This window comes from Knoellia remsis (genome assembly GCF_003002895.1).
In the GTDB taxonomy this organism is placed as follows: domain Bacteria; phylum Actinomycetota; class Actinomycetes; order Actinomycetales; family Dermatophilaceae; genus Knoellia; species Knoellia remsis.
In genome coordinates, this window is record NZ_PVTI01000029.1 from 1 (window position 1) to 24,525 (window position 24,525).

Annotated in this window: 26 protein-coding genes and 1 pseudogene; 16 read left to right on the forward strand and 11 right to left on the reverse strand. The window is 71.8% G+C overall.

The window, feature by feature from the left end; translation table 11 throughout:
* A pseudogene (locus BCF74_RS17420) lies at positions 1 to 243 on the forward strand (IS110 family transposase); the annotation flags it as partial.
* Positions 244 to 323: 80 nt separating this feature from the next.
* Here the strand turns inward: BCF74_RS17420 and BCF74_RS14565 are convergent.
* The 4 genes from BCF74_RS14565 to BCF74_RS14580 all read right to left on the reverse strand — a co-directional run bounded on the left by BCF74_RS14565 (position 324) and on the right by BCF74_RS14580 (position 4,239).
* On the reverse strand, positions 324 to 1,184 hold the full coding sequence (locus tag BCF74_RS14565) for an anti-sigma factor (protein ID WP_106298690.1): 861 nt from the start codon (positions 1,182 to 1,184) through the stop codon (positions 324 to 326).
* On the reverse strand, positions 1,181 to 1,774 hold the full coding sequence (gene sigK / locus BCF74_RS14570) for an ECF RNA polymerase sigma factor SigK (protein WP_425432826.1): 594 nt from the start codon (positions 1,772 to 1,774) through the stop codon (positions 1,181 to 1,183). The genes BCF74_RS14565 and sigK overlap by 4 nt, the downstream gene beginning before the upstream one ends.
* Positions 1,775 to 1,819: 45 nt before the next feature.
* On the reverse strand, positions 1,820 to 2,470 hold the full coding sequence (locus BCF74_RS14575; RefSeq protein ID WP_106298691.1) for a fasciclin domain-containing protein: 651 nt from the start codon (positions 2,468 to 2,470) through the stop codon (positions 1,820 to 1,822).
* A gap of 152 nt (positions 2,471 to 2,622) precedes the next feature.
* Entirely contained in the window at positions 2,623 to 4,239 is a 1,617-nt protein-coding gene (locus BCF74_RS14580; RefSeq protein ID WP_106298692.1) for a molybdopterin-dependent oxidoreductase, read from the reverse strand.
* A 77-nt stretch (positions 4,240 to 4,316) separates the two neighbouring features.
* On the opposite strand from BCF74_RS14580, the gene purF reads away from it, so the two are divergent.
* Both purF and purM read left to right on the forward strand, forming a co-directional pair.
* A complete protein-coding gene (gene purF / locus BCF74_RS14585) occupies positions 4,317 to 5,891 on the forward strand; it encodes an amidophosphoribosyltransferase (RefSeq protein ID WP_106298693.1) in 1,575 nt (524 codons plus the stop codon).
* A 60-nt stretch (positions 5,892 to 5,951) separates the two neighbouring features.
* Positions 5,952 to 7,064, forward strand: coding sequence for a phosphoribosylformylglycinamidine cyclo-ligase (gene purM / locus BCF74_RS14590; RefSeq protein ID WP_106298694.1), 1,113 nt, complete (start codon positions 5,952 to 5,954; stop codon positions 7,062 to 7,064).
* A gap of 12 nt (positions 7,065 to 7,076) precedes the next feature.
* Here purM and BCF74_RS14595 read toward each other — a convergent pair whose 3' ends face one another.
* The 6 genes from BCF74_RS14595 to BCF74_RS14620 all read right to left on the reverse strand — a co-directional run bounded on the left by BCF74_RS14595 (position 7,077) and on the right by BCF74_RS14620 (position 12,302).
* Complete coding sequence (locus BCF74_RS14595) at positions 7,077 to 7,679, reverse strand: cysteine hydrolase family protein (RefSeq protein WP_106298695.1); 603 nt, start codon at positions 7,677 to 7,679, stop codon at positions 7,077 to 7,079.
* Entirely contained in the window at positions 7,676 to 9,169 is a 1,494-nt protein-coding gene (locus BCF74_RS14600) for a purine-cytosine permease family protein (RefSeq protein ID WP_106298696.1), read from the reverse strand. Before BCF74_RS14600 ends, BCF74_RS14595 begins: the two co-directional genes overlap by 4 nt.
* 114 nt (positions 9,170 to 9,283) lie before the next feature.
* A complete protein-coding gene (locus BCF74_RS14605) occupies positions 9,284 to 9,478 on the reverse strand; it encodes a DUF3073 domain-containing protein (protein WP_106298697.1) in 195 nt (64 codons plus the stop codon).
* A gap of 346 nt (positions 9,479 to 9,824) precedes the next feature.
* Complete coding sequence (locus BCF74_RS14610; protein WP_106298698.1) at positions 9,825 to 10,994, reverse strand: Glu/Leu/Phe/Val family dehydrogenase; 1,170 nt, start codon at positions 10,992 to 10,994, stop codon at positions 9,825 to 9,827.
* Positions 10,995 to 11,084: 90 nt separating this feature from the next.
* On the reverse strand, positions 11,085 to 11,789 hold the full coding sequence (locus tag BCF74_RS14615; protein ID WP_106298699.1) for a DUF6766 family protein: 705 nt from the start codon (positions 11,787 to 11,789) through the stop codon (positions 11,085 to 11,087).
* Between the two features lie 93 nt (positions 11,790 to 11,882).
* Positions 11,883 to 12,302, reverse strand: coding sequence for a hypothetical protein (locus BCF74_RS14620; protein WP_218279283.1), 420 nt, complete (start codon positions 12,300 to 12,302; stop codon positions 11,883 to 11,885).
* Positions 12,303 to 12,391: 89 nt separating this feature from the next.
* On the opposite strand from BCF74_RS14620, the gene fgd reads away from it, so the two are divergent.
* Genes fgd through BCF74_RS17140 form a run of 7 tightly spaced genes read left to right on the forward strand, consistent with a single transcriptional unit; the run spans position 12,392 to position 18,858 of the window.
* Positions 12,392 to 13,465, forward strand: coding sequence for a glucose-6-phosphate dehydrogenase (coenzyme-F420) (gene fgd, locus BCF74_RS14625; protein ID WP_425432827.1), 1,074 nt, complete (start codon positions 12,392 to 12,394; stop codon positions 13,463 to 13,465).
* The gene (locus tag BCF74_RS14630) at positions 13,462 to 13,986 is read left to right on the forward strand and encodes a DoxX family protein (RefSeq protein WP_245889384.1); all 525 of its coding nucleotides are present in this window, start codon (positions 13,462 to 13,464) and stop codon (positions 13,984 to 13,986) included. The genes fgd and BCF74_RS14630 overlap by 4 nt, the downstream gene beginning before the upstream one ends.
* Before the next feature lie 43 nt (positions 13,987 to 14,029).
* Complete coding sequence (locus BCF74_RS14635) at positions 14,030 to 15,211, forward strand: thiolase family protein (RefSeq protein ID WP_106298700.1); 1,182 nt, start codon at positions 14,030 to 14,032, stop codon at positions 15,209 to 15,211.
* A complete protein-coding gene (locus BCF74_RS17585) occupies positions 15,208 to 16,104 on the forward strand; it encodes an enoyl-CoA hydratase/isomerase family protein (protein WP_245889385.1) in 897 nt (298 codons plus the stop codon). The genes BCF74_RS14635 and BCF74_RS17585 overlap by 4 nt, the downstream gene beginning before the upstream one ends.
* Positions 16,101 to 17,063, forward strand: coding sequence for a glucosyl-3-phosphoglycerate synthase (locus BCF74_RS14645; RefSeq protein WP_106298701.1), 963 nt, complete (start codon positions 16,101 to 16,103; stop codon positions 17,061 to 17,063). Before BCF74_RS17585 ends, BCF74_RS14645 begins: the two co-directional genes overlap by 4 nt.
* Positions 17,060 to 17,932, forward strand: a complete 873-nt coding sequence (gene folP, locus BCF74_RS14650) for a dihydropteroate synthase (RefSeq protein WP_218279284.1) — start codon at positions 17,060 to 17,062, stop codon at positions 17,930 to 17,932. Before BCF74_RS14645 ends, folP begins: the two co-directional genes overlap by 4 nt.
* Positions 17,929 to 18,858 carry a class III extradiol ring-cleavage dioxygenase family protein gene (locus tag BCF74_RS17140; protein ID WP_146132989.1) on the forward strand — a complete coding sequence of 310 codons (930 nt, stop codon included), beginning with the start codon at positions 17,929 to 17,931 and terminating at the stop codon, positions 18,856 to 18,858. The genes folP and BCF74_RS17140 overlap by 4 nt, the downstream gene beginning before the upstream one ends.
* Before the next feature lie 4 nt (positions 18,859 to 18,862).
* Here BCF74_RS17140 and BCF74_RS14665 read toward each other — a convergent pair whose 3' ends face one another.
* The gene (locus BCF74_RS14665; protein ID WP_106298704.1) at positions 18,863 to 20,176 is read right to left on the reverse strand and encodes an esterase-like activity of phytase family protein; all 1,314 of its coding nucleotides are present in this window, start codon (positions 20,174 to 20,176) and stop codon (positions 18,863 to 18,865) included.
* Between the two features lie 87 nt (positions 20,177 to 20,263).
* Between BCF74_RS14665 and BCF74_RS14670 the strand changes: the two genes are divergently transcribed.
* The 6 genes from BCF74_RS14670 to BCF74_RS14695 all read left to right on the forward strand — a co-directional run bounded on the left by BCF74_RS14670 (position 20,264) and on the right by BCF74_RS14695 (position 24,425).
* Positions 20,264 to 20,650, forward strand: coding sequence for a YidH family protein (locus BCF74_RS14670; RefSeq protein WP_106298705.1), 387 nt, complete (start codon positions 20,264 to 20,266; stop codon positions 20,648 to 20,650).
* A 20-nt stretch (positions 20,651 to 20,670) separates the two neighbouring features.
* Entirely contained in the window at positions 20,671 to 21,000 is a 330-nt protein-coding gene (locus BCF74_RS14675) for a DUF202 domain-containing protein (protein ID WP_177426673.1), read from the forward strand.
* A gap of 227 nt (positions 21,001 to 21,227) precedes the next feature.
* Positions 21,228 to 21,995 carry a HemK2/MTQ2 family protein methyltransferase gene (locus BCF74_RS14680; RefSeq protein WP_177426674.1) on the forward strand — a complete coding sequence of 256 codons (768 nt, stop codon included), beginning with the start codon at positions 21,228 to 21,230 and terminating at the stop codon, positions 21,993 to 21,995.
* On the forward strand, positions 21,992 to 22,249 hold the full coding sequence (locus BCF74_RS14685; protein ID WP_106298707.1) for a CDGSH iron-sulfur domain-containing protein: 258 nt from the start codon (positions 21,992 to 21,994) through the stop codon (positions 22,247 to 22,249). The genes BCF74_RS14680 and BCF74_RS14685 overlap by 4 nt, the downstream gene beginning before the upstream one ends.
* Positions 22,246 to 23,367, forward strand: coding sequence for an iron-containing redox enzyme family protein (locus tag BCF74_RS14690; RefSeq protein ID WP_106298708.1), 1,122 nt, complete (start codon positions 22,246 to 22,248; stop codon positions 23,365 to 23,367). Before BCF74_RS14685 ends, BCF74_RS14690 begins: the two co-directional genes overlap by 4 nt.
* The gene (locus tag BCF74_RS14695) at positions 23,364 to 24,425 is read left to right on the forward strand and encodes a carboxylate-amine ligase (protein ID WP_106298709.1); all 1,062 of its coding nucleotides are present in this window, start codon (positions 23,364 to 23,366) and stop codon (positions 24,423 to 24,425) included. Before BCF74_RS14690 ends, BCF74_RS14695 begins: the two co-directional genes overlap by 4 nt.
* Positions 24,426 to 24,525 lie beyond the last annotated feature (100 nt).

The following is a 24,525-nucleotide window of genomic DNA, read 5'->3' on the forward strand; positions in this document are numbered from 1 at the left end:
TCCTTCCTCGCCCACCGCTACCGCCGCCTCGCCCGCCGCATCGGCAAACTCCGCGCGATCGTCGCCGTCAGCAGAACACTCCTGACCATCATCTGGCACCTCCTGACCGACCCGACCCAGAGCTACACCGACCTCGGCGCCGACTACTACGACCGCCACATCGACACCACACGCCGCACCCAGCGACACGTCCGCGACCTCCAAGCCCTCGGCTACCGCGTCACCCTCGAACCCGTCGCCTGACCAAAACCCCACACACCACCGCGCCACCCACAGCACTCACCCCTGCCCCCATCACCTTCATTTTCTGGATCAGTCGGGAATCAGGTGAAGGCGAAGAGGGCGACGGGGGCGCTTGTCGGCTGCTCCGACCCAGACGCCGGTTCGAGGGTGATCCCGGCGCCGGTCGCGGTGGACGCGTCACCCTCGAGCAGCACCGTCACCGTCGAGCCGGCGGGCACCATTCCGGCGCTCACCATTCCGCGGCCGGGCATGTCGAACCACAGCTGGTAGGCCTTGCCCGCCGGAGGTGTCGGCATCCCGTCGGCGACGAGGACCGCCTGCTTCTGCGATGGGCTGCGCACGATCGCCACGGTCGAGCCGTTCATCGGCTGCTCGAGGCGCTGGGCATCCTCGGCGCGCAGCACCTGCTCGGTGGCGGTGAGCGGCCGCCGTGCGTCGTCGGCCCACGGCTGCCACGTCGCGACTCCCACGGCCAGGACGGCGGCCGCGGCGACTCCGGCCAGCCACGGCACGACCCGGTTGCGCCGAGCCCGACGACCGGCCAGCTCGTCCGGAGAGCCGACCGTCGGGGAGCCGGGGTCCGCGGCGGGGGATCCGATGGCCGCGGAGGAGGACGCGCGGTCCGTATGAGCAGCGTGGTCGCCGCCCGTGGACGCGTCGCCGGCCGTGGTGTCGCGGTGGCTCTCGCTCACGTCGTCGCGGTCGACGAGCGGGGAGACCCGGCGCGTCTGCGAGACCGTCGACAGGATCGACCCGCGCAGGGCGGGCGGAGGCGTGAGCTCGACGTCGGCGGCCAGGGCGGCGGCCGCTCCGCGCAGCTCCGCGACCTCGGCACGGCAGTCGGGGCACGCCTCGAGGTGTGCCTCGAACGAGCGCCGTTCCTCGTCGGTCACGGCGTCGACGGCATACGCACCGGCCAGGGAGTGGGTGTCCGGGTTCATGCCGTCACCTCCAACGTGTCTCGAAGTCTGATGAGCCCGTCCCGGATGCGGGTCTTCGCCGTTCCGAGCGGGATGCCGAGGAGTGCTGCGACCTCGGTGTGGGTGTGCCCGCCGAAGTAGGCGAGCTCGACGGCGCCGCGCTGGGTCTCGGTGAGCCCGTCGAGCGCCCGGCGCACGCGCTGCTGGTCGAGGCGCACCTCGACCTGTTCGAGCGTCGAGTCGTGCTCGCGCTCGGCGGACCGCACCTCGTAGGTCACCTCGCGGGCCTTGCTCGCCTGTGCGGAGCGGACCCGGTCGACGGCCTTGCGGTGCGCGATGGTGAGCATCCAGGACAGCGCCGACCCGGCCTGCGGGTCGAAGCGGGTGCAGTGCCGCCAGATGTCGAGGTAGGCCTCCTGGGTGACCTCCTCGCTCTGCGCGCGGTCCCGCACCACGCGCACGACGAGACCGAACACGCGAGCCGCAGTCGCGTCATACAACGCGGCGAACGCCTGCTCGTCCCCGCGCGCGGAGCGCGTGATGAGTGCGGCGAGATCGGGCGTCATGGCAGCGTCGGACGAGGGTTCGCCCTCGGGTCCGACCGCTGCCATGACGCCCATGATGACCTATCCGCTGGTTCCGCTCTCGTCCGCGGCTCAGGAGGCCGGGAGGAGGACCTTGTCGATGATGTAGACCGTGGCGTTCGCGGTCTTGACGTTGCCGCAGACGACCTTGGCCTCACCGACGGTGAACTCCTCACCGCTGCCCGCGACGGTGAGCTTGCCGCCGCCCATGGTGGTGAGCTCGCCGGCGAGCTGGTCGGGGGCGATCTTGCCCTCGACGACGTGGTTCGTCAGGACCTTGGTCAGCAGGCCCTTGGGGTCGGCCATCGCAGCGTCGAGGGTGGCCTTCGGGACGGCGGCGAACGCGTCGTTCGTCGGCGCGAAGACGGTGATCTCGGGCGCGTTGTTGAGGGTGTCGACCAGGCCGGCGGTCTTCACCGCGGAGACGAGGGTCGACAGGACCGGGTTGGCGCTCGCGGCGGTGGCGACCGGGGCGGTGGCCATGCCGTCGAACGAGCCGGCGCCGGAGGTCGGCACGGCGCTGCAGGCGGGGCCGAAGGGCTCACCGGCCATGTCGGTCGAGGACGACGACATCGACTCCGACGGCGACGCCGACTCGGTCGTGCTGGTCGTCGAGTCCCCGCCCGAGGCGTCGGTGCCGGAGTCCGAGCCACCGCACGCAGCGAGCGTGAACGGCAGTGCGGCGGCGAGGGCAAGAGCAGCGGTGCGGTGGCTGAGCTTCATGGTGGTGCCTCCATATCTGTGTGGCTGACACCCGGTGTTCGGCGCGAGAGAGAATGCGGATTGGTCTGTGCCGCAACGATTTTTATGTCCGCGTGGATGGTCAGAAACCTGGCCATCCACGCAGACGCAAGCGAGCACGGGGAGCGAGCGCGTCACTCGATGGTGACGGGGATGGAGTGCCACCCGGTCGCCCCGCGGGGGAACGGCTCGGCGCGCTTCTCGGTCTGCACGGCTCCGGTCGCGTCGGTCGCGCGGACGGTGAGCTGGTGCGGCCCGGGGGTCGCGTCCCACTCGAGGTACCACTGCCGCCAGTAGTTGATGTTCGCGTCCGGGCCCATCGTGGCTTCTTGCCACTCACCCTCATCGACACGCACCTCGACCTTCCGTATGCCGCGTCCCTGCGCCCAGGCGACGCCACCGATGACGACGGGGCCGGCCGTGAGCCTGGACAACCCGCGCGGGGTGTCGATGCGGGACTGGGTGAGCACCCGTCCGTCGGTGGCCCAGCCACGTTCGGTCCAGTAGGCCTCGGCAGCCGCGTACGTCGTCGCGGTGAGCCGCTCGACCCACTTCGTCGACCCGACGAACCCGTAGAGCCCCGGCGTGACGAGCCGGACGGGGTAGCCGTGCCGGCGCGGGAGCGGCTCGCCGTTCATGCCAACGGCGAGCAGGGCGTCGCGGTCGTCGGTGAGCGCCTCGACCGGCGTGGAGATGGTCATGCCCTCGACCGAGGTGCTGAGGATCTGGTCGACTCCGGAACGGATCCCCGCCCGGGACAACAAGGTTCGCACCGGCACGCCGAGGAACGTCGCCGCGCTGATGTAGCCGCCGCCGACCTCGTTGCTCACGCAGCAGAGGGTGATGTCCTTCTCGATGAGCGGCAGGTCGAGCAGCTCGGCGTAGGTGAGGGTGAACGGCGAGTCGACCTCGCCGTCGATCGTCAGCTCCCACGAGTCGGCGTCGACGCGCGGGATGACGAGGGCCGTGTCGATCCGGTAGAAGTCGCGGTTGGCCGTGCGGAACGGCGTGAGCCCGCGGACCCGCCCCTCGAGACCTGCGGGCAGGGGAGGCGCCGTCGTCGTCGGGGTCGGCAGGGTGAGGGTCGACGGTGCGAGGGCACCCGTCGTGAGCCGCTGCCCCAGGGCCCCCACGGCCACGGTGCCGGCAGCCGTCGCGCCCGCGCCGAAGAGGAACGCCCGTCGCCCGGTCGGCGACGGTTCACCGGTCGCGCGCGCGTTGTGGTCGGTGGGCGACTCGACGTGACCCGGGACATCGCGCACGGTCTCGGTGCGGTCGAGCGGGCTCACCTCGCGCGCCCGTGAACGCCCGGCGACGAGCCGCAGCAGCACCCCGAGCACGAGCAGCCCGACGAGGCCGGTCACGAGCCCCGGCAGGACGTCGAGCTGCCCCGCCGTCGGGCGGCTCACCGCCGCGGCCGTGGCCAGCGCCGCCAGCCCCACGAGTACGAGCCGCCCCACAGTCGGCCGGGTCCGGGACAGCACCCCCGCCACGGCCGCGAGCAGCAGCGTCACCACCGTCACCGACCCGATGAGCACCGGCTTGTCGGCCGTGCCCATCGTCGAGACGGCCCACTCCTTGACCGGTGTCGGTGTCGCGTCGATGACGGTCGACCCCACAGCCAGCACCGGCGAGGCTTCGGGGGAGACCAGCCCCGCCACGAGGTGACCGGCGGCGGCACCGGCGGCCGCCGCGAGGAGGCCGCTCACGGCATACGGCCATCGCGAAGCGCGCTGGGACTGGTCCGTCATACCCACCATTCGACACCCGCGTCCCGGCGGATGGGTCACCGGACAGGGGCGCCGCGAACTCGTGGGACACTGGAGGCGTGGCACGCGGAGACGGACGGCTCACCCACGACCTCATGCCCGGGGAGAAGGGCCCGCAGGACGCCTGCGGGGTCTTCGGCGTCTGGGCGCCCGGCGAGGACGTCGCCAAGCTCACGTACTACGGCCTCTACGCCCTGCAGCACCGCGGGCAGGAGTCGGCCGGCATCGCGACGAGCAACGGCCGCCGCCTCCTCGTCTACAAGGACATGGGCCTCGTCTCGCAGGTCTTCGACGAGCGCTCGCTCGGGTCGCTGACCGGCCACCTCGCCATCGGCCACTGCCGCTACTCCACGACCGGCGGCTCGACGTGGGAGAACGCCCAGCCCACGCTCGGCGGCCACGACGGCGGCACCCTCGCCCTCGCCCACAACGGCAACCTCATCAACTCTGCCGAGCTGCGCGACCTCGTCGCCGAGACCACCGCCGACGGCGCCCAGCGCGGCGAGCTCGGCCGCGGCAACACCACCGACACCGCGCTCGTCACGGCTCTCCTCACGGCGGACCCGGACCGCACCGTCGAGGCCGCTGCGCTCGACGTCCTGCCGAAGCTGCGCGGCGCGTTCTGCTTCGTCTTCATGAACGAGCACACCCTGTATGCCGCCCGCGACCCTCAGGGGATCCGTCCGTTGGTGTTGGGTCGCCTGGAGCGTGGCTGGGTCGTCGCCTCCGAGACGGCGGCGCTCGACATCGTCGGCGCGTCGTTCATCCGCGAGGTCGAGCCGGGTGAGCTCATCGCCATCGACGAGGACGGGCTGCGGTCCCAGCGGTTCGCCGAGACCGACCGCAAGGGCTGCGTCTTCGAGTACGTCTACCTCGCCCGCCCGGACACGACGATCAACGGCCGCGTCGTCCACGAGGCCCGCGTCGAGATGGGTCGCGCCCTCGCGCGTGAGCACCTCGTCGAGGCCGACCTCGTCATGCCGACGCCGGAGTCGGGCACGCCGGCCGCGATCGGCTATGCGCAGGAGTCCGGCATCCCCTACGGCCAGGGCCTGGTCAAGAACGCCTATGTCGGCCGCACCTTCATCGCCCCGTCGCAGACGATCCGCCAGCTCGGCATCCGCCTCAAGCTCAACCCGCTGCGCGAGGTCATCAAGGGCAAGCGCCTCGTCGTCGTCGACGACTCGATCGTGCGCGGCAACACCCAGCGTGCGCTGGTCCGGATGCTGCGTGAGGCCGGCGCCGCGGAGGTGCACGTGCGCATCTCGTCGCCGCCGGTGCGCTGGCCCTGCTTCTACGGCATCGACTTCGCGACCCGCGCCGAGCTCATCGCGACCGGCATCGGGGTCGAGGAGGTCTGCAACTCGATCGGGGCCGACTCCCTCGGCTACATCTCCGAGGAGGGCATGGTCGCCGCGACCGAGCAGCCCCTCGAGCAGCTGTGCACGGCCTGCTTCACCGGCAGCTACCCCGTCGAGCTGCCGTCCGAGGACCAGCTCGGCAAGGGCCTGCTCGAGCTCGAGTTCCCTGTCGACATGGGCGAGACCGACGCGACCCAGACCGGCACCCTCGACGTCGACCGCGTCTCCGTCACGGCGTCCGGTGGGGCCGCCGAGGCCGTCCGCCGGCCCTGACCCCGCCCCACGAGAACCCACGAGTCCCCCGAGCCCACACGAGAACGAGGCAGACCCGACGTGAGCGACCAGATCACCTATGCCGCAGCCGGAGTCGACGTCGAGGCGGGTGACCGGGCCGTCGAGCTGATGAAGGCCGACGTCCGCCGCGCGACCCGATCTGAGGTCCTCGGTGCTCTCGGCGGGTTCGCCGGGATGTTCGACGCCTCCGCTATCGCCCGGATGGACCGTCCGGTCCTCGCGACGTCGACCGACGGTGTCGGCACCAAGGTCGCCATCGCGCAGGCCCTCGACCGGCACGACACGATCGGCTTCGACCTCGTCGGCATGGTCGTCGACGACATCGTCGTGTGCGGCGCCGAGCCGCTCTTCATGACCGACTACATCGCCACGGGTCGGGTCGTGCCCGAGCGGATCGCCGCGATCGTGGGCGGCATCGCCCGGGCGTGCGAGCAGGCGGGCGTCGCCCTCGTCGGCGGCGAGACCGCGGAGCACCCGGGCCTGCTCGGCCCCGAGGAGTACGACGTCGCCGGTGCCGCGACCGGCGTCGTGGAGTATGCCGGTGTGCTGGGTCCGCAGCGTGTGCGTCCGGGCGACGTCGTGCTGGGTCTCGCGTCGTCGGGCCTGCACTCCAACGGCTACTCGCTCGTGCGCAAGGTCGTCGAGCACGCGGGCTGGGCCCTCGACCGCCACGTCGACGAGTTCGGCCGCACCCTCGGGGAGGAGCTGCTCGAGCCGACGCGGGTGTATGCCGCGGACCTCCTCGCGCTCATCCGCACCCCCGGTGTCGACGTGCACGCGCTGTCGCACGTCACCGGCGGTGGTCTCGCGGCGAACCTCGCTCGGGTCCTGCCGAGCGACGTCTTCGCCCGGGTGGACCGCTCCTCGTGGACCCCGCCGGCGGTGTTCTCGACGGTCGGGCGTCTCGGCACGGTGCCGCGGACAGACCTCGAGCGCACCCTCAACATGGGGGTCGGGTTCGTCGCGATGCTGCCGGCCGACCACGTCGATGCGGCGACCGCTGTCCTGCGCGAGCGCGGCATCCAGGCCTGGCCGATGGGTGAGGTCTCCGCTCTCGAGGATGCCGTTGTTGAGGACGGGGTCGAGGTCGTGCGCGGTGCCAAGGGCGTCGACGGTGGCTCGGTCCAGGTCGTGGGCGAGCACCCCGCCTGAGCGCTCGCCCGCTCAGAGCACGGTGACCTGCGGAGCGAAGAGCCGCATCACCTCGAGCGCCTTCTCCTGGTTCTCGAGCGACGAGCCGGCGCACGCCTGCGACACCACCCGCACCGAGGCGCCGGCGTCCCCGGCCGGGATCACCGTCGCGATGACACAGCAGTCGGTGGCGACGCCGGCGACGGCCATCCGCGGCTGCTCGCCGACGACGGCCCGCAGCTGCTCGCCCCACTTGCCGAACGTCGGCTCGGTGACGACGTGGTCGGTGAGGTCCGCGAGCTCGGGCACCACGGCATACAGCGGGTCGGAGTCCGGCACGAGCGCGAACTGCCAGTCGTCGTAGTAGTCCGCCCACGAACCACCGATGCCCGGGTCCGCGACGAAGCGCGTCACGACCACCCGGCCCCGGTATGCCGCGGCGAGCCGGACGATGCGCGGCACCGTCTCGCTCCACATCGGTGAGCCCCACGGGCTCTCCTTGGGGTCGGCGAAGACCGCCTGCGGGTCGACGATGACGAGCCACTCGTCCTCGAGCGGTGTCACGTCCTCGACGGCGACGACCTCTGGCGCTGCTGCGCCCGCAGGTCCAGCCTCGGACCCCTTGGTGTCGCTCACGCGAGCTCCTCCTGCCGGCGCACGGTGCCGCGGCGGGCGGCATACGTCACGAAGAACGACAGGACGAGGGCGAGCAGGACGCCGAGGTTCGCATACGCGAAGGTGCCCTCCCAGTACGACCCGGCGGGGTCGTCGACGAAGGTGCCGAGGCCGAGGGGCTCGAGAAGGAAGCCCTGCCAGTTGTTCCAGGTGGCGTCGTCGGCGAAGTTGTTGACGACCAGTCCCCACCCAAGGACCGACGCGACGACCATGGTGCCGATCGAGGTCCAGTCCCAGGCGCCGTAGCGGCCGCGGGAGTCGAAGAGGGCGTCGTCGTCGTAGTCACGCTTGCGCAAGGCGATGTCGGCGATCATGATCCCCGCCCAGGAGGCGAGCGGCACACCGAGGGTGATGAGGAAGCTCTGGAACGGGCCGAGGAAGCTCTCCGCGACGAAGACGACGTAGAACGTGCCGAGCGTGAGGATGATGCCGTCGACGAGGGCCGCCATCGGGCGGGGGATGCGCACCCCGAGCGAGAGCAGGGTCAGCCCCGAGGAGTAGATGCCGAGCACCGCGCCCGAGACGAGCGAGAGGATCGCGGCGAGGAGGAACGGCACGAGCACCCACGTCGGCAGGAGGGTGGCGAGGGTGCCGATGGGGTCGGCGCCGATGCCCTCGAGGACGTTCGCGTCGGAGCCGGCGAGCGCGAGGCCGTAGCAGACGAGCAGGGCCGGGGCGAGGGCCCCGCCGAAGGTGTTCCAGCCGACGATGGCCGCGCCGCTGGCGTCCCGGCGCTGGTAGCGCGACCAGTCGGCGGCGATGTTGATCCAGCCGAGGCCGAAGCCGGTCATGACCATGACGAGCGCGCCGATGGTGGCGCCGATGCCGCCCGAGGGCAGCGAGCCGATCGCCGACCAGTCGAGGTGCCGGAACGTCATGACGACGTAGAGGATCGTGATGGCGCCGGTGACCCAGGTGAGGATCGACTGGAGGCGCATGATGATGTGGTAGCCGGCGACCGACGCGAGCACGATCATCGCCGCGACGACGACGGCCGCGACGATCTTGGTGCCCGTGCCGCCGCCCCACCCGAGCCGGGTGAAGATCGTCGACGTCGCGAGCACCGCGAGGATGGCGAGGAAGGTCTCCCAGCCGATGGAGACGAGCCACGAGATGACGCCGGGCACCTTCTGGCCCTGCACCCCGAAGGCGGCCCGCGACAGGATCATCGTCGGTGCCGAGCCGCGCTTGCCCGCGATGGCGATGATGCCGCAGAGCGCGAACGAGATGACGATCCCGAGGATCGCAACGAGGACGCCCTGCCAGAAGGAGATGCCGAAGCCGAGGACGAACGCGGCATACGAGATCCCGAAGACGGAGACGTTCGCCGCGAACCACGGCCAGAACAGGTCGCGGGGTGCGGCGGTGCGGTCCGCCTCGTCGATGATCTCGATGCCGGTGGTCTCGACGCCGAGCCGCTTCGCGGCGTCGGCGGTGCGCACGTCAGTCATCCCGTGAGCATGGCAGATCGTCGCGCCGTGCTGGGGTGGGACAGGCGGGGTATGCCGGCCGCGGACGTGCGGTGGGGGTCAGCCCACCGTCGTGGTCACGTCGTGGTCACGTCGTCAACGGCGACTCGAGGCCCACGTGTCGTAGTCGTCCTCGTCGTCGCTGTCGTACTCGGAAGCCCGAGACGGCGGTGGCGACGACGTCTGACCGTGGAGTTCTCGCTCAAGCGCGCTCAGGTCGGTGTCGGGGCTGAAGTACTTCAGCTCGCGAGCCACCTTGGTCTGCTTGGCTTTTGCTCGGCCGCGCCCCATGGCGTGACCCCCTCGTGCGTCTGCCGGGACGGCATACCGCTGGGGACGGCCCCATCAGGGGGTCATCCCTCGTCGAGCTGCGGTCCCGGGAATCGTGTGTTTGTCGTGGGTCCAACGCTACAACAGTCCGAAAGGATTCCGCTGCATGGGTCGGTCCGGTGAGACGGCGCCCTGGGTGTGCTGGCTCGTCCCCGTGGTGGTGAGTCGTCCCTTTCGTGGTGGCTTGTCCTCCCGTGGGTGAGTCGTCCCCCGAAGGAGGGACGAATCACCACACGAGGGACGACTCACCATGCGAGGGACGACTCACCATGCGAGGGACGACTCACCATGCGGCGACGTCCTCAGGTCAGCGCTGCGGAAGCCAGATCGTCGACGAGCCGGCCGCCATGCGCTGCTCGGCGACGTGGTCGGCCGAGTCCGCGGGGCTCTCGCCGCGCTCGTCCGCCGTCCGCAGCACCTCAAGGGTGTGCTCGAAGATCGCCGTCGCGCCCCGCTTGGCCCGCTCGAAGTCGAACCCGTTCAGCTCGTCGCTGACCTGGATGACGCCACCGGCGTTGACGAGGAAGTCGGGGCAGTAGGTGATGCCGCGCGCGACGAGCCGGTCGGCGGTGCCGCCCGGGCCCTCGGTGACGAGCTGGTTGTTCGCGCCGCCGCAGACGATGCGGGCCGTGAGCGCCTCGACGGTGTCGTCGTCGAGTGCGCCACCGAGGGCGCAGGGGGCGTAGACGTCGAGCTCGCTGCGCACGAGCGCGGCGACGTCGCTCACGCTCTCGATGCCGGGGTGCGTCTGCTGCAGGGCGGCGACCGCGTCGGCGTTGACGTCGGTGACGACGACCTGCGCACCGTCCTCGACGAGGTGACCGGCGAGGATGCGGCCAACCTTGCCGACGCCGGCGATGCCGACCCGCCGGCCGCGCAGGGTCGGCTCGCCCCAGACGTGCTGGGCGGCCGCGCGCATGCCCTGGAAGACGCCGTATGCCGTGAGCACCGAGGAGTCGCCCGCGCCGCCGTTCTCGGGGGAGCGGCCGGTCGCGAACCGGGTCGTCTCGGCGACGACGTCCATGTCGGGGACGTAGGTGCCCACGTCGCAGGCCGTGACGTAGCGGCCGCCGAGGCTCTCGACGAACCGACCGTAGGCGCGCAGCAGCTCGGGGGTCTTGGTCGTCGTCGGGTCACCGATGATGACCGCCTTGCCGCCACCGTGGGGGATGCCCGCGACCGCGTTCTTGTAGGACATGCCGCGGGAGAGGCGCAGCACGTCGGCGAGGGCCTCGTCCTGGCTGGCGTACGGGTAGAAGCGGGTGCCGCCGAGGGCCGGGCCGAGGCGGCTGTCGTGGATCGCGATGATGGCGCGCAGGCCGCTGTCCGGGTCGGAGCAGAAGACGACCTGCTCGTGGCTCGAGGTGTCGAGCGGGTCGTGCTGGGCCGGGACGGTGGGTGTCGCGGACGGTGCGGACGGGGCGGACGGCGAGGACGGGGCGGACGGCGTGGGAGAGGTGACGGACGACGCGGTCACGGTGGTGACTCCTTTGTCAGAACTGGTGGAAGCGTGGGTCGCACGCTCCCCTCAGGCTAGCCCCGCATCGTGGCGGACCGGCGTGACCGTTCAGCCCTCGACCCCGGTGCTCTCGTGCGGCTCTCCCACGGGCTTGGACTCGGGCGACCCGCGCTCGCGTAGGTAGATCGCGAGCACGACCATGCTCGCGACGGCGAGGAACTCCGACTGCCAGTTCTGGAAGGTGCGGCTCCAGAAGTCCGGGGCGGTGAGGTAGTCGCCGAACGTCAGCGGCGCCTTGAGCTCGCGCAGCTGTTCGGCGTTGTATGCCGCGTGGCCGGCGATGAGCTGCGCCAGCCAGGAGGCGAGGAAGATCGCGCCCATCGTCAGGCCGAGCGAGTGCGAGAAGAGGGCGCGGCGCCACCCGTCTGCCCTGGCCCAGGTGGGGGAGTCGGGGTCGGCGTGCTCGCCGACCTTCTGCTCTTCGTCCGTGCCGCGGCCGATCTTGTGCAGGGGCTTGGACTCGGGCGACCCCTTCTGGACGAACCAGATGGTCAGGAGGATGAAGAGGAGGAACTGGAGGTACTCCGACTGCCAGTTCTCCGCGACGTCGACGGCGAAGCTCGAGCTCGTGAGGTACTCGAGCATGCCGATCTGCTGCAGCCCGGCGTCGCGGGCGTCGGCGTTCACCCCGGCCAGGCCCGAGATCGCCTGTCCGACAAGGGCGCCCAGCAGGAGGAGGCCGAAGACGAGCGGCAGGCTGTTCCGCCGCAGAGGACCCGGCGTCGTCGAGGACTCGTTCTTCGTCGCGTTCATCGGCCGAGCACCCCGATGGAGATGCACCACGCCAGCCCGAGCACGATGAAGGCGAGCCAGCCGACGAACTGCCATCGCATGCCGCTCATCGCGTCACCGCCCTTCCACCGTGCAGTCGTAGGGCAGGTCGTCGCCGCGGGACTCGCAGCCCGCAGCGGTGACCCGCCAGCCGTCGTCGAAGCGGCTGAGGAAGAGGGTCTGCCCGTCCCAGCGCACCATCGCCTCGCGCCCGTAGACCTCGACCTCCGGCTCGGACGTCGGGTCGCCGTCGGGTGCGACCTCCTGCATCGCCGAGGCGCAGTCCTCGCCGTCGGACTGCAGCGTCTCGACAGTGGCCGGGGCGAGGAAGGCGCACGCGCCGTCGGGCGCCGAGCTCGCCGCGGCGAGGAAGCGCGTCGCGACGTTGCCGACCGCCTCGTCCTGGGTCGATCCACGGCCGGCGCACCCCGTCGCCAGCCCCAGGACGGCGACGGACGCGACGGCGACGCGCACGCGCGACGTGCGCCACGGCATACGGGCCACTCTGCGTCCACGACCGGGGCGACGTGGGAGGTGAGGAGGCACACGCTCACTATCGCACCGGCATGGGAGAGGATGGGTTCATGCGCATCGGCTACAAGGCCTCGGCCGAGCAGTTCGCGCCCGGCGACCTCGCGGCATACGCGATCCTCGCCGAGGAGCTGGGACTGGACTCGGTGACCATCTCGGACCACTTCCAGCCCTGGCGGCTCGAAGGCGGGCACGCGCCCAGCTCGATCCCGTGGCTGTCGTGGGTCGCGGCACGCACCGAGCGGGTGCTCCTCGGGACGTCGGTGATGACGCCGACCTACCGCTACAACCCGGCGGTCGTGGCGCAGGCGTTCGCGACGATGGCGTGCCTCGCACCCGGGCGGATCATGCTCGGCGTCGGCACCGGCGAGGCACTCAACGAGGTGGCTGTCGGCTCGGTGCCGGAGAGCGGGTGGCCCGAGTTCAAGGAGCGGTTCGCGCGGCTGCGTGAGGCGGTGCGGCTCATGCGCCAGCTGTGGACCGAGGACTCGGTGACGTTCGAGGGCGAGTACTACCGCACCGAGGACGCGAAGATCTTCGACCGGCCGGATTCGCCTGTGCCCGTGTACGTTGCGGCCGGCGGGCCGCTCGTCGCGCGGTATGCCGGCCGGGTCGGTGACGGTTTCATCTGCACCTCGGGCAAGGGTCGCGAGCTGTATGCCGACAAGCTGCTGCCCGCGGTGGCCGAGGGGCTGTCGAAGGCCGGGCGCCCGGCTGGCTCGATCGACCGGATGATCGAGATCAAGCTGTCCTGGGACCCCGACCCGGACCAGGCGCTGGAGAACACGCGGTTCTGGGCGCCGCTGTCGCTGACGGCCGAGCAGAAGCACTCGATCCATTCGCCCGCGGAGATGGAGAAGGCCGCCGACGAGCTGCCCATCGAGCAGGTCGCGAAACGCTGGATCGTCGCTTCGACACCGGAGGAGGTCATCGACGCGGTGCGCGAGTACACCGACCTCGGCTTCGACCACCTCGTCTTCCACGGGCCGGGGCACGACCAGGAGCGGTTCCTGCGGACGTTCACCGAGCAGGTCGTGCCGGGGTTGCGCGAGCTCGTGCCGGGTGACGGGGTGGCCGGTGCCGCCGGCGCGGCCGGTGCTGCCGGCGCAGCCGGAGGCGCGTCGTGACGGTGGGCCAGAGCGAGCTCGACCTCGCCTCGCTCGTGCTGCGCCTCGCGCTCGGGCCGATGCTCGTCATCCACGGCCTCAACAAGGTCCAGGGCGGACTGTCGGGGACGGCTGGCTGGTTCGAGTCGCTCGGGTTGCGCCCGGGGTGGCTGCACGCCCGGTTCGCCGCGTTCACCGAGATCGGTGCCGGGCTGCTCGTGACGTTCGGGCTGCTCACCGGGCTGGCGGCGACGGCGTTCGTCGGGCTCATGGCGGTGGCGGCGCTCACCGACCACCGGGGTAAGGGCTACTTCATCTTCAAGGGCGGCTGGGAGTACGTCGTCCTCATCGCGATGGTCGCGGTGGGGCTCGCGGTCCTCGGCCCGGGCCGCTGGTCGCTCGACGAGGTGTTCGGGCTCGACCTCTCGGGCGTGGTGTGGGGTGTCATCGCCCTCGTCGGCGGTGTAGCCGCGGCGCTCGGACTGCTCGCCGCGTTCTACCGCCCGTCGGCCACGTCCTCGTCCTCGTCCGCCACCGACTGACCCGCACGCCGTCCCCGCCCGCCTCGACCCCAGGAGTCATGTCATGAGCACGACCACCCTCTCGCCCCGCGACGCCGTCATCGTGGACGCCGTCCGCACGCCCGTCGGTCGCCGCAAGGGCTCCCTCGCCGACGCCCACGGGGTCGAGCTGTCCGCGCACGTGTTGCGGGCCCTCGCCTCGCGGACCGGTCTGGACCCGGCCGTCGTCGACGACGTCGTCTGGGGCGTCGTGCAGCAGATCGGCCAGCAGTCGTTCAACCTCGGCCGCAACGCCGTCCTCACCGCCGGCTGGCCCGAGTCGGTGCCCGCGACGACGATCGACCGCCAGTGCGGATCGTCGCAGCAGGCCGTGCACTTCGCCGCGGCCGCGATCCAGTCCGGCCAACAGGACGTCGTCATCGCCGGCGGCGTCGAGATGATGACCGCGCTGCCGCTCGGGGCGGCGCTCGCCGGTGGCGAGTTCGGCTTCCCGTACCCGCCGTCGCTGCTCGAGCGCTACCAGGTGGACACGTTCAACCAGGGCATCGGCGCCGAGCTCATTGCGGAGAAGTGGGGGCTGTCGCGGGAGGTGCTCGATGCGTATGCCGCCCGGTCCCACGAGCGTCTCGCCGCCGCGATCGACGCGGACCGTTTCTCGGACCATCTCGCGCCGGTGGAGCTCGCCGACGGGTCGACGTTCTCGGTCGACGAGGGCCTGCGTCGTGGCACGTCGGTCCAGACGCTCGCCGACCTCAAGCCGGTCTTCAAGGAGGACGGTGTCATCCACGCCGGCAACTCCTCGCAGATCAGCGACGGCGCCTCGGCGGTGCTGCTCATGGCTGCAGAGAAGGCCGAGGCGTTGGGCCTCACGCCGATCGCCCGCTTCCACACCGGCGTCCTCGCCGGCGACGACCCGGTCATGATGCTGACCGCCCCGATCCCCGCCACCCACAAGGTGATTGAGCGCTCCGGCCTGTCGCTCGGCGACATCGGCGCCTTCGAGGTCAACGAGGCGTTCGCGTCGGTGCCGCTCGCGTGGCAGGCCGAGTTCGGGGTGGACGAGGAGCTGTTCAACCCCAACGGCGGCGCCATCGCCATCGGGCACCCGCTCGGCGGCTCGGGCGGGCGCATCATGAGCGACCTCGTCTTCCACATGAAGCGCGAGGGCATCCGCTACGGCCTGCAGACGATGTGCGAGGGCGGCGGCATGGCCAACGCGACGATCCTCGAGCTCGTCGAGGGATGAGCACCGACGGACCCGAGGTCCGGGTCGAGACCGACGGCGCGGTCGGTCGGGTCACGCTCGCGGCGCCCGACCGGCTCAACGCGCTCGACCCGGCGATGCTCGAGGTGCTGGCGCGCGGGGTTCGTGACCTCGACGCCGACCCGGTCGTCCGCGTCATCGTGCTGGCCGGCGAGGGGCGGGCGTTCAGCGCCGGCGCCGACCTCGGAGACGTTGGGGTGTCGGGAACGGGCGATCAGTCGGGGGGTGAGGCGAACGGAATCGGCGATCAGTCGGGTGACGGAGCGAACGGAATCGGCAATCAGTCGGGTGACGGAGCGAACGGAATCGGCAATCAGTCGAGGGAGCACCCGCTCGACGGGACGTTGGTCGGGGTCGGCGAGGCCGTGCGGGCGATCGTCGGTGCGGGCACGCCGGTGCTCGCGCTCGTGCCCGGCGTCGCTGCCGGGGCCGGGCTGTCGATCGCCCTGGCCGCCGACTACTGCCTCGTCGCCGACGACGCGACGCTCGTCCTCGCCTTCGGCGCCCTCGGCCTCATGCCGGACGGTGGTGCCACGGCCGTCGTCGCCGCCTCCATCGGGCGGGCGCGTGCCCTGCGACTCGCCCTGACCGGCGAGAAGCTCACCGGCGCGCAGGCCGCGGAGTGGGGCCTCCTCGCGGAGTCCGTTGCCGCAGAACGGTTCCCGGGCCGTGCCGCTGAGCTGACCGACCTGCTCGCGGCTCTTGCCCCGCAGGGCGCGGCCCGGACGACGGCGGCGGTCAACGACGCCACGCTCGACCTCGAGGCCGCCCTGGCGCGGGAGGAGAGCGGTCAGGCGGAGCTCATCCGGACGGACGACTTCGCCGAGGGAGCGGCGGCCTTCCGGGAGAAGCGCCGCCCCGTCTTCGGGCGATGAGCGTCACAGATCCTGCGGCCATCGCGTCCGCCGAGGACTTCACCGTCGACGCACTCCTCGAGGCCAAGGGCGACACCACCGTCTCCGTCGTCATCCCGGCCAGGGACGAGGAGGGGACCGTCGGTGAGGTCGTCCGCCGCATCATCACCGACTTCGTTGCCGCACAGGGCGGTTCGGGTCTCGTCGACGAGGTCGTCGTCATCGACTCCGACTCGACCGACCGCACCGGCGAGGTCGCCCGCGAGGCCGGCGCGACCGTGCACACGGCCGCGTCGATCCGTCCGGACGTGGGGACGGTGCCGGGCAAGGGCGAGGCGTTGTGGAAGTCGCAGTTCGTCACGCGCGGCGACGTGCTCGTCTTCATCGACGCCGACCTCGTCGACTGGGGGACGCACTTCATCACTGGGCTCGTCGGGCCGCTGCTCACCCGTGACGAGGTGCGTCTCGTCAAGGCGGTCTATGACCGGCCGATGATCGACGCCGACGGGCGCGAGGAGGAGGCCGGTGGCCGGGTGACCGAGCTCGTCGCGCGACCGTGGCTGGCGCTCCACCGGCCGGAGCTGGCCGGGATCGTGCAGCCGCTGTCGGGGGAGTGGGCCATCCGGCGAGCGGCGTTCGCAGGGTTCAGCGTTCCGGTGGGCTACGGCGTCGAGATCGCGGCGCTGCTCGACACGGCCGACCGGTTCGGGGTCGAGTCCGTCGCGCAGGTCGACCTGGGGCGGCGCACGCACCGCCACCACCGGCATGACACGCTCGGTCTCATGGCGGTTCAGGTGCTCGCGGCAGCGGACCGTCGCCGTTCGACGGCCTCGGGCGGGGACGTGCAGGACACCGTGGGCCTCACCCAGTTCGCCCGCGGCGAGGGCGGGTTCGAGCCGCGCGTCTCCGGCGTCGGGGTCGGAGAGCGGCCGGCCGCAGCATCGCTGGCCGACCCCACTGCAGATGGGGCGGCGTCGTGACGAAGCTGACCTTCCGGCTCGGCCGACGCGAGTTCGACGAGCGAGCTCGGCTCGTCATGGCCATCGTCAACCGGACGCCCGACTCCTTCTATGACAAGGGCGCCACGTGGCGCGAGGAGGCGGCGCTCGAGCGGGTGCGCGAGGTCGTGGCGCAGGGCACCGACATCGTCGACATCGGCGGCATCAAGGCCGCCCCGGGCGTCGAGATCGGCCCGGAGGAGGAGAAGGAGCGGGTCGTCGACTTCGTCGCGGCCGTGCGCGCGGAGCACCCGGACCTGCTCATCTCGGTGGACACGTGGCGCGCGTCGGTCGGTCGAGCGGTCCTCGAGGCAGGCGCGGACATCCTCAACGACGCCTGGGGCGGTGCCGACCCCGAGCTCGTCGAGGTCGCGGCCGAGTTCGACGCAGCCGTGGTGTGCACCCACACCGGAGGCGTCACCCCGCGGACGCGACCGCACCGGATCGAGTACGACGACGTCGTCTCAGATGTCGTGGACTCCCTTGTCGCACAGGCGAACCGGGCCGAGTCAGTCGGTGTGTCACGCGACCGCCTCGTCATCGACCCCGCGCACGACTTCGGCAAGAACACGTGGCATTCGCTCGAGGTGACCCGCCGGCTCGACGAGCTGGTCGAGCTCGGCCGGCCGGTGCTCGTGTCCCTGTCGAACAAGGACTTCGTCGGGGAGTCGCTCGACCTGCCCGTGGGTGATCGGCTCACCGGAACCCTTGCCGCGACGGCGATCTCGGCGTGGCACGGCGCGCACATCTACCGCGTCCACGAGGTCGTCGAGACACGTCAGGTCCTCGACATGGTGTCCGTCATCTCCGGCGACCTGCCGCCGGCCCGCACGGCTCGGGGTCTCGCGTGAGCGCGTCGTTCGCCCAGGTCGTCGTCGTGCCGGCGGCGCCACTCTTGCTGCCGGAGTACCAGGGCCGGACGCCTGCGGCGCCCGAGGTGTATGCCGGTGCGCTGGCTGCCGTGCGCGCCGCGGTCTCGGTCGCGCCGGAGGTCGTCGCGGTGCACGCGACGGACCGCGAGCCCCGCAGCACGAGGCCCCCGGTCGGTCTGCGCGTCGCCGACCACCTGCTCGCGGAGAGCCACGCCGACTTCGACGTCGAGCACGTCGCCGTGCCGTGGGATGCCAGCGTCGAGGAGTGCATCGAGCTCGGCCGGAGCCTGACGCTCGCGCGGGGTGGGAACGTATCGCTCCCGAGAGGTTCCTTTGCTCCGGGTGATGCAGCAAGTAACGCACTTGCTCCGGGAGACGGAGCAAATAACGCATGTGCTCCAGGTGGGGCAGCAAGTAACGCATTTGCTCCGGGATACGGGAGCAAAGGCACCTCTTCGAGCGACCCTGATTCCGTGGGACCGGCTCGGACGCTGCTTGTGGTCGCGGACGGGTCGGCTCGCCGCACCGAGAAGGCGCCCGGCCACTTCGACGAGCGGTCCGCCGCCATGGACGATGCCATCGTCGGTGCCCTCCGCGAGGCTGGCAGCGGCGGCCTCGACCGGCTGCTCGACCTCGACCCGGACCTCTGTGCCGACCTCCTCGTCGCCGGACGGGCCCCGCTTCAGGTCATGGCCGCGGCGCTGTCCCGACCCGCGACGCCAGGTGACGCCGACGCGGACGGCGAGAAGCGGGCATACGGCACGGGCGACGGCGGGTCCCACGCTCCGCGTGGGCCGGGACAGGGCACGGGCTGCGGGCCGGCATACGAGGTCGTGGACTGCGAAGCGAGCGACCCCTTCGGCGTCCTCTACGTCGTCGCCCACCTCGCCGCCGTCAGTCCCTGAGAACTCAGCCTGCGAGGAGGCGGCGATCGACCTGGAGCGGTGCGCCGAGGCGGATCTCGACGTACTCGTTCTGGTCCGGGATGGTCGCGGAGCGGCCGCCGGTCGCCGGGAAGTTGTTGTCGTTCATGACCGCGATGGTCCGGTTGTCGATGAGCTCGACGTCCTCGATCGTGAAGAACGGGAACGTGAACGGGTCACCGAAGCCGCCGACACCCTCGGGGTTCGGCACGTTCATGAGGTCGACGAGCAGCGTCTTGCGGACGTACTCCCCGGCCGCGACGCCGCGGGTGTCAACGAGGTAGATCCGCTTGAACTTGGCCGCCGCGCCCTGGAGGTTGTCGCGCTCGATGACGAGGAACTGGTGCTTGTTGATGGCGATGAAGTCGCCGAGCGCGTTGGCGGCGGACTCCATGCGGTAGCGGCGGAACTCGCCGGTGAACGCGGCCGACCCGTCGCGCGCGATCGGCGCCTCGTAGATCCGCAGGTCGCTGCCGAGCCCCGCGGCGGTGTCCTCGGCGACCGGTCCCTCGAGCATCGGGTAGAGCGTGCGGCCGTCGGGTGAGATCGCCATGCCCTCGAACCCCTTGGAGTTGGCGAGGTTCGGCGTCTGCGAGCCGAGGGTCGGGTTGGACGGCGACTTCACGCCGGGCGTCGGGATCGGCGCCTCGAGCAGCCGGCCCTGCGCGTCGAAGTGCAGGAGGTAGGGCCCGAACTCCTCGCCGACCCAGTACGTCCCGTCCGGCGCGACCTGCAGTGACTCGGGGTCGAAGTCCCAGCCGGTGAGCTGGCGGTCCGGCGCGGGGCAGGTGTAGCCGGCGGGCAGGCTGCTCGCCGCGGCGCAGCCGCCGTCCCGCCACGTCGTCCACGGGATGAGCCGCTGCGGGTCGGTGAAGGTGAACAGGGTCTTCTCGTATGCCGTGTCGCCGGTCTGCGTGTTCGGCCGGATCCGGTGCATGGCCAGGAGGAAGTCGGCACTGTTGGTCTTGGCGCCGAACCCGTTGTCGCTGAGGACGAGGTAGGAGCCGTCGGCGTTGCGGTGCGTGCCCGAGAAGCCCTGCACCGGCTGGCCCGGGTATGGCGCGGGGACGGCCGCGTTGCCCGTCGTCCAGTGGCCGGACGTCTCGCTGCCCGGGACGTACGTCTTCGCCGGCAGCTGGGACCAGCCGACGACCGTCGCGCTCGACGGCGCCGCGACGGGTCGCCCGAGAGTGGGCTGACCGGGCGAGCCGGGACGGTCGGCCACCGCGGCCGTCGGTGCCGCGAGGGCGCCGACGAGGGCGAGGGTGAGTGTGGGCAGGGTGAGACGGCGGGGAGTCATGGGCGCAGCCTGCACCGAGAAGGCGAACGGACGGCATACGGGAACATGAATGTCGGTCGAACGACACCGGCGTCCTAGGGTTGGGGCGTGAGCGAGCCGCACGACGACACCGGATCCCGGGACTCGCGCTTCCCGCGATGGGTCTATGGCGTGGGGGACGAGCCGGATCCCCGCTTCAGCCTCGCCAACGAGCGCACGTTCCTCGCGTGGATCCGGACCTCGCTCGCCCTCGTCGCCGGCGGTGTCGCCTTGGAGGCTGTCGCCGCACCGATGGACCCGACGCTGCGGCTCGGGGCGGCGATCCTGCTCGTCGCCCTGGGCGCGGTCGGAGCGGTGCAGGCGTGGCTCGCCTGGGCGCGGACCGAGCGCGCGCTGCGCCGGCACCGCGCACTGCCCGGCAACGGAGCCGCGCCACTGCTCGTCCTCGGGCTGCTCGTCGTCATCGTCCTCATCGCCCTGGGACTGACGCTGTGACGGCACCGCCCACAGGCGGCGTGGACGCGCCCTTCGATGCGGGTCTGCAACCGGAGCGGACGCTGCTCGCATGGCGACGGACCGCACTGTCCCTCGCGGCCGGCAACGCGATCGCCCTGCGCGTCGCGGCCGGGGAGCTCGGCCTGCTCGCGGTCGTGCTCTGCCTCGTGGGACTCGGCGTCGCCGTGGGCGTGTGGATCCTCGCGACGCGGCGCTACCGGCGGGCGCACCTTTCCCTCGTGGCAGCGGACGGCCCGCTCGCAGCCGGCGGCCTCACGGTGAGCGCGGTCGCGCTGTCGGCTGGCATCCTCGCGGTCCTCGGGTTCGCCCTCGTCCTCGTCCTGCAGTGAGGCGCGCCGACGCAGTCAGGCGCGCCGACCGAGCTGTGAGGCACGCAGACCGCGCTGAGCGCCCCGACCGCGCCGAGGCACGCAGACCGCGCTGAGGCACGCAGACCGCGGTGACCATGCCGATGTGGTCATCGCGTGCATGGTCGCGATGACCTGCGGGTAGGTGGGGTGTCGAAGCGATCGATGCCGACCGTCACCGCGCGACGGTCACCTTCTCAGGAGGTTCCATGGGACTGTCCGCTGCCCCGACGAGGTCGGCACCGCAGCTGAACAGCCGTCCGTCCGCGTCGGCCGGCACTGCGTGGCGCACACCGCCGGCGTGGGTGCGACTGCCCGGCTGCTACGTCGTCCAGGCGGACACGTGGCTCCTCGCCGACACCCTGTCCGAGCTGGGACTGGCGGAGGGGGCCGACGTCCTCGACCTCTGCACCGGAACGGGCGCGCTCGCCGTCGCGGCCGCCGCCGGCGGAGCCGACAGCGTGACCGCGGTCGACCTCTCGATGCGGTCCGTGACGAGCGCCTGGCTCAACAGCCGTCGCCACGGCTCGACCGTGCGGGTGCTGCGCGGCGATCTGTTCTCGGTGCTGGGGGACGAGACCTTCGATGTCGTGGTGTGCAACCCGCCGTATGTTCCCGCCGCGACGAGCCGGCTGCCCCGGCACACGATGGCGCGCTGCTGGGACGCCGGCCCCGACGGCCGGCTGCTCCTCGACCGGATCTGCTCCGGTGTCGGCGAGCACCTGCGGCCCGGTGGATCGTTCCTCGTCGTGCACTCGACCGTCTCGGACGAGGAGCGCACCGTCGACCAGCTCGAGGAGCAGGGACTCGAGGCCGAGGTGGTGCGCCGTGCGTCGGTGCCATTCGGTCCGGTCATGCGCTCGCGAGCGGCGGACCTGCACTCGCGCAACCTCATCGCAGAGGGGCAGGACGTCGAGGAGATCGTCGTCGTCCACGCCCGCCAACCCGTCGAGGCGGCCGAGGAGGTGGCCTCATGAACGCTGAGCGGGACGACGTGACCCGGGTTGTCGTCACGAGCGACGGGCCGATCCTTGTGGACGGTCCCGTCGAGGTCGTGACGGCGGAGGGCACGACCGTCCACTCCGACCGCACGGTCGTCGCGATCTGCACCTGCAAGCGGAGCCGGATCCAGCCGTTCTGCGACACGAGCCACCGCAAGAAGGTGCGTCCCGAGCGCAGCGACGATGGCGATACGAGCGACGACATCGAGCCACGGGGCGAGTCGACATGAGCACCACGCTGCCGGCCCGGTCGCAGGCGTCGTCGGGTCCGGCGACGGTACGAACCGTCCAGCCCGGCGCGCCCGTGCCACCGGCACAGCCGGCGGCGGCGCGCGCCACCGAGCGCGCGACGGCGCCAGCCCTGCCGCAACCGCGCGGCCCGATCTCGCAGGCCGTCATCGAGCACTGTGCCGGGACCGGTGGGGACGCTCCCTGGTCCACGGCGCGCGACGTCGACGCGTATGGCGAGGACCTGCACCTCGCGCTGTACGTCCTCTACGAGCTGCATTACCGCGGCTTCGCGGGGGTGGACCCCGAGCTCGAGTGGGACCTCGACCTCGTCGCGCTTCGCCTCGAGCTGGAGAAGGCGTTCCTTGCCCGGCTCCGCCGCGACACCGACGCCGACGCGGTCGAGGCACTGGACGAGACCGACCTGCGCGCCCTGCTCGACGAGGAGGTCGACACGCTCCTCACTGAGGTGGTCGGTGCACCCAGCGTCTCCCGGCACCTCATGACGGTGGGCACGCTGGAGCAGTTCCGCGAGTACGTCACGCACCGGTCGGCATACCACCTCAAGGAGGCGGACCCGCAGCTACTCGTCGTCCCCCGCATCGAGGGGCCGGCGAAGTCCGGCCTCATGACGGTGCAGCACGACGAGTACGGCTCGGGCCGCGCCAGCGCCATGCACTCCGAGCTGTTCGCCGCGATGATGCGCGAGCTCGGGCTCGACGCCGGCTACGGCGCCCTCGTCGACCGCGTCAGCGGCACCGTCCTCGCCGAGGTCAACCTCATGTCGATGACCGGCCTGCACCGCAGCCTGCGCGGCGCGTCGGTGGGGCAGTTCGCCGTCATCGAGCTCACGTCCTCGCCCGGTTCGGCGCGCCTCGTCAAGGCCGCGCAGCGCCTCGGCTGCGGCCCGGCCACCGAGTACTACTACGCCGAGCACGTCGAGGCCGATGCCGTGCACGAGCAGATCTTGCGCCGCGACGTCCTCGCCCCGCTCGTCGAGGCCGAGCCGGAGATCGCGGCCGACATCGTCTTCGGGATCCGGGCGAGCGGGCTGCTCGCGACGCGGTTTGGCGACGCGGTGCTCGGCGCCTGGGCCGACGGCCGATCGAGCCTGGGATGACGACCCGGACGGTCGGCGTCGAGGAGGAGTTCGTCCTCGCCGACGCCGAGACGAGCACGCCCGTGCCCATCGGACCCGAGCTCGTCGACGCGTCCCACGACACCGCGCTGCGCACCGAGTTCAAGCAGGAACAGCTCGAGCACGCCACGAGTCCCTGCGCGACGATGGACGACCTCGCGGCCGACCTCACTCGGGTGCGCGGGCTCGCCGTCGACCTCGCCGGCGCGCGCGGAGCCGTCGTCGTGGCGACGGGCACGTGGCCGGGCGCCCACGACCCGACGCCGGGTGACACCGACCGCTACCGCCACATCAACGAGGAGTTCGGCCACCTCGCCGTCGACCAGCTCACCTGCGGCACGCACGTCCACGTATCCGTCGAGTCCCCCGACGAGGGCATCGTCGCCCTCGACGGCATCCGCGCCTGGCTGCCGATCCTCACTGCCCTCTGCGCGAACTCGCCGTTCTGGAAGGGTGAGGACACCGGCCACGCGAGCTATCGCACCGTCGTCATCTCGCGCCTCCCGACGGCCGGGCCGATGCCGGTGTGGGGTGACGTCGAGACGTACCGCCGGACCGTCGACGAGGTGCTCGAGACCGGCGCGGCCTTCGACGACGGCATGCTCTACTACGACGCCCGGCTGTCCGCGAGCTACCCGACCGTCGAGATCCGCGTGACCGACGTCTGCCCCGACCCGGACGTGTCGGTCGCGGTCGCGGCACTGTGCCGGGCCCTCGTCACGACCGCCGTCGACCGTGGACCGGTCGGGCCGGGGGCGCCGACGTCGACCGCACTGCGCGCGTCCGGGTGGCGCGCGGCCCGGCACGGCCTCGAGGACTGCCTCATCGACCCCGCCACCGGTCGGCTCGTCCGCGCCCGCGAGGCAGTGAGCTCGCTCCTCGGTTTCACCCGCGAGGCGCTCGAGGCCACCGGAGACTTCGAGCGCGTCCGCGACACGACCGCGCGCCTCCTCACCGACGGCACGTATGCCGCCCGCTCCCGTTCCCGGGGCGCGCCCGGTGACGTCGCGGCGGCGGTCAAGGAGCTGCGCATCGGCTGACGCGCAGCGGCGTGCGCGAGGGGAGCGGCCGGCATAGCGGCGTGCGCGAGGGGAGCGGCCGGCATACCTGCGCTGCGAGCGCGAGGCGCGCGACCGGCAT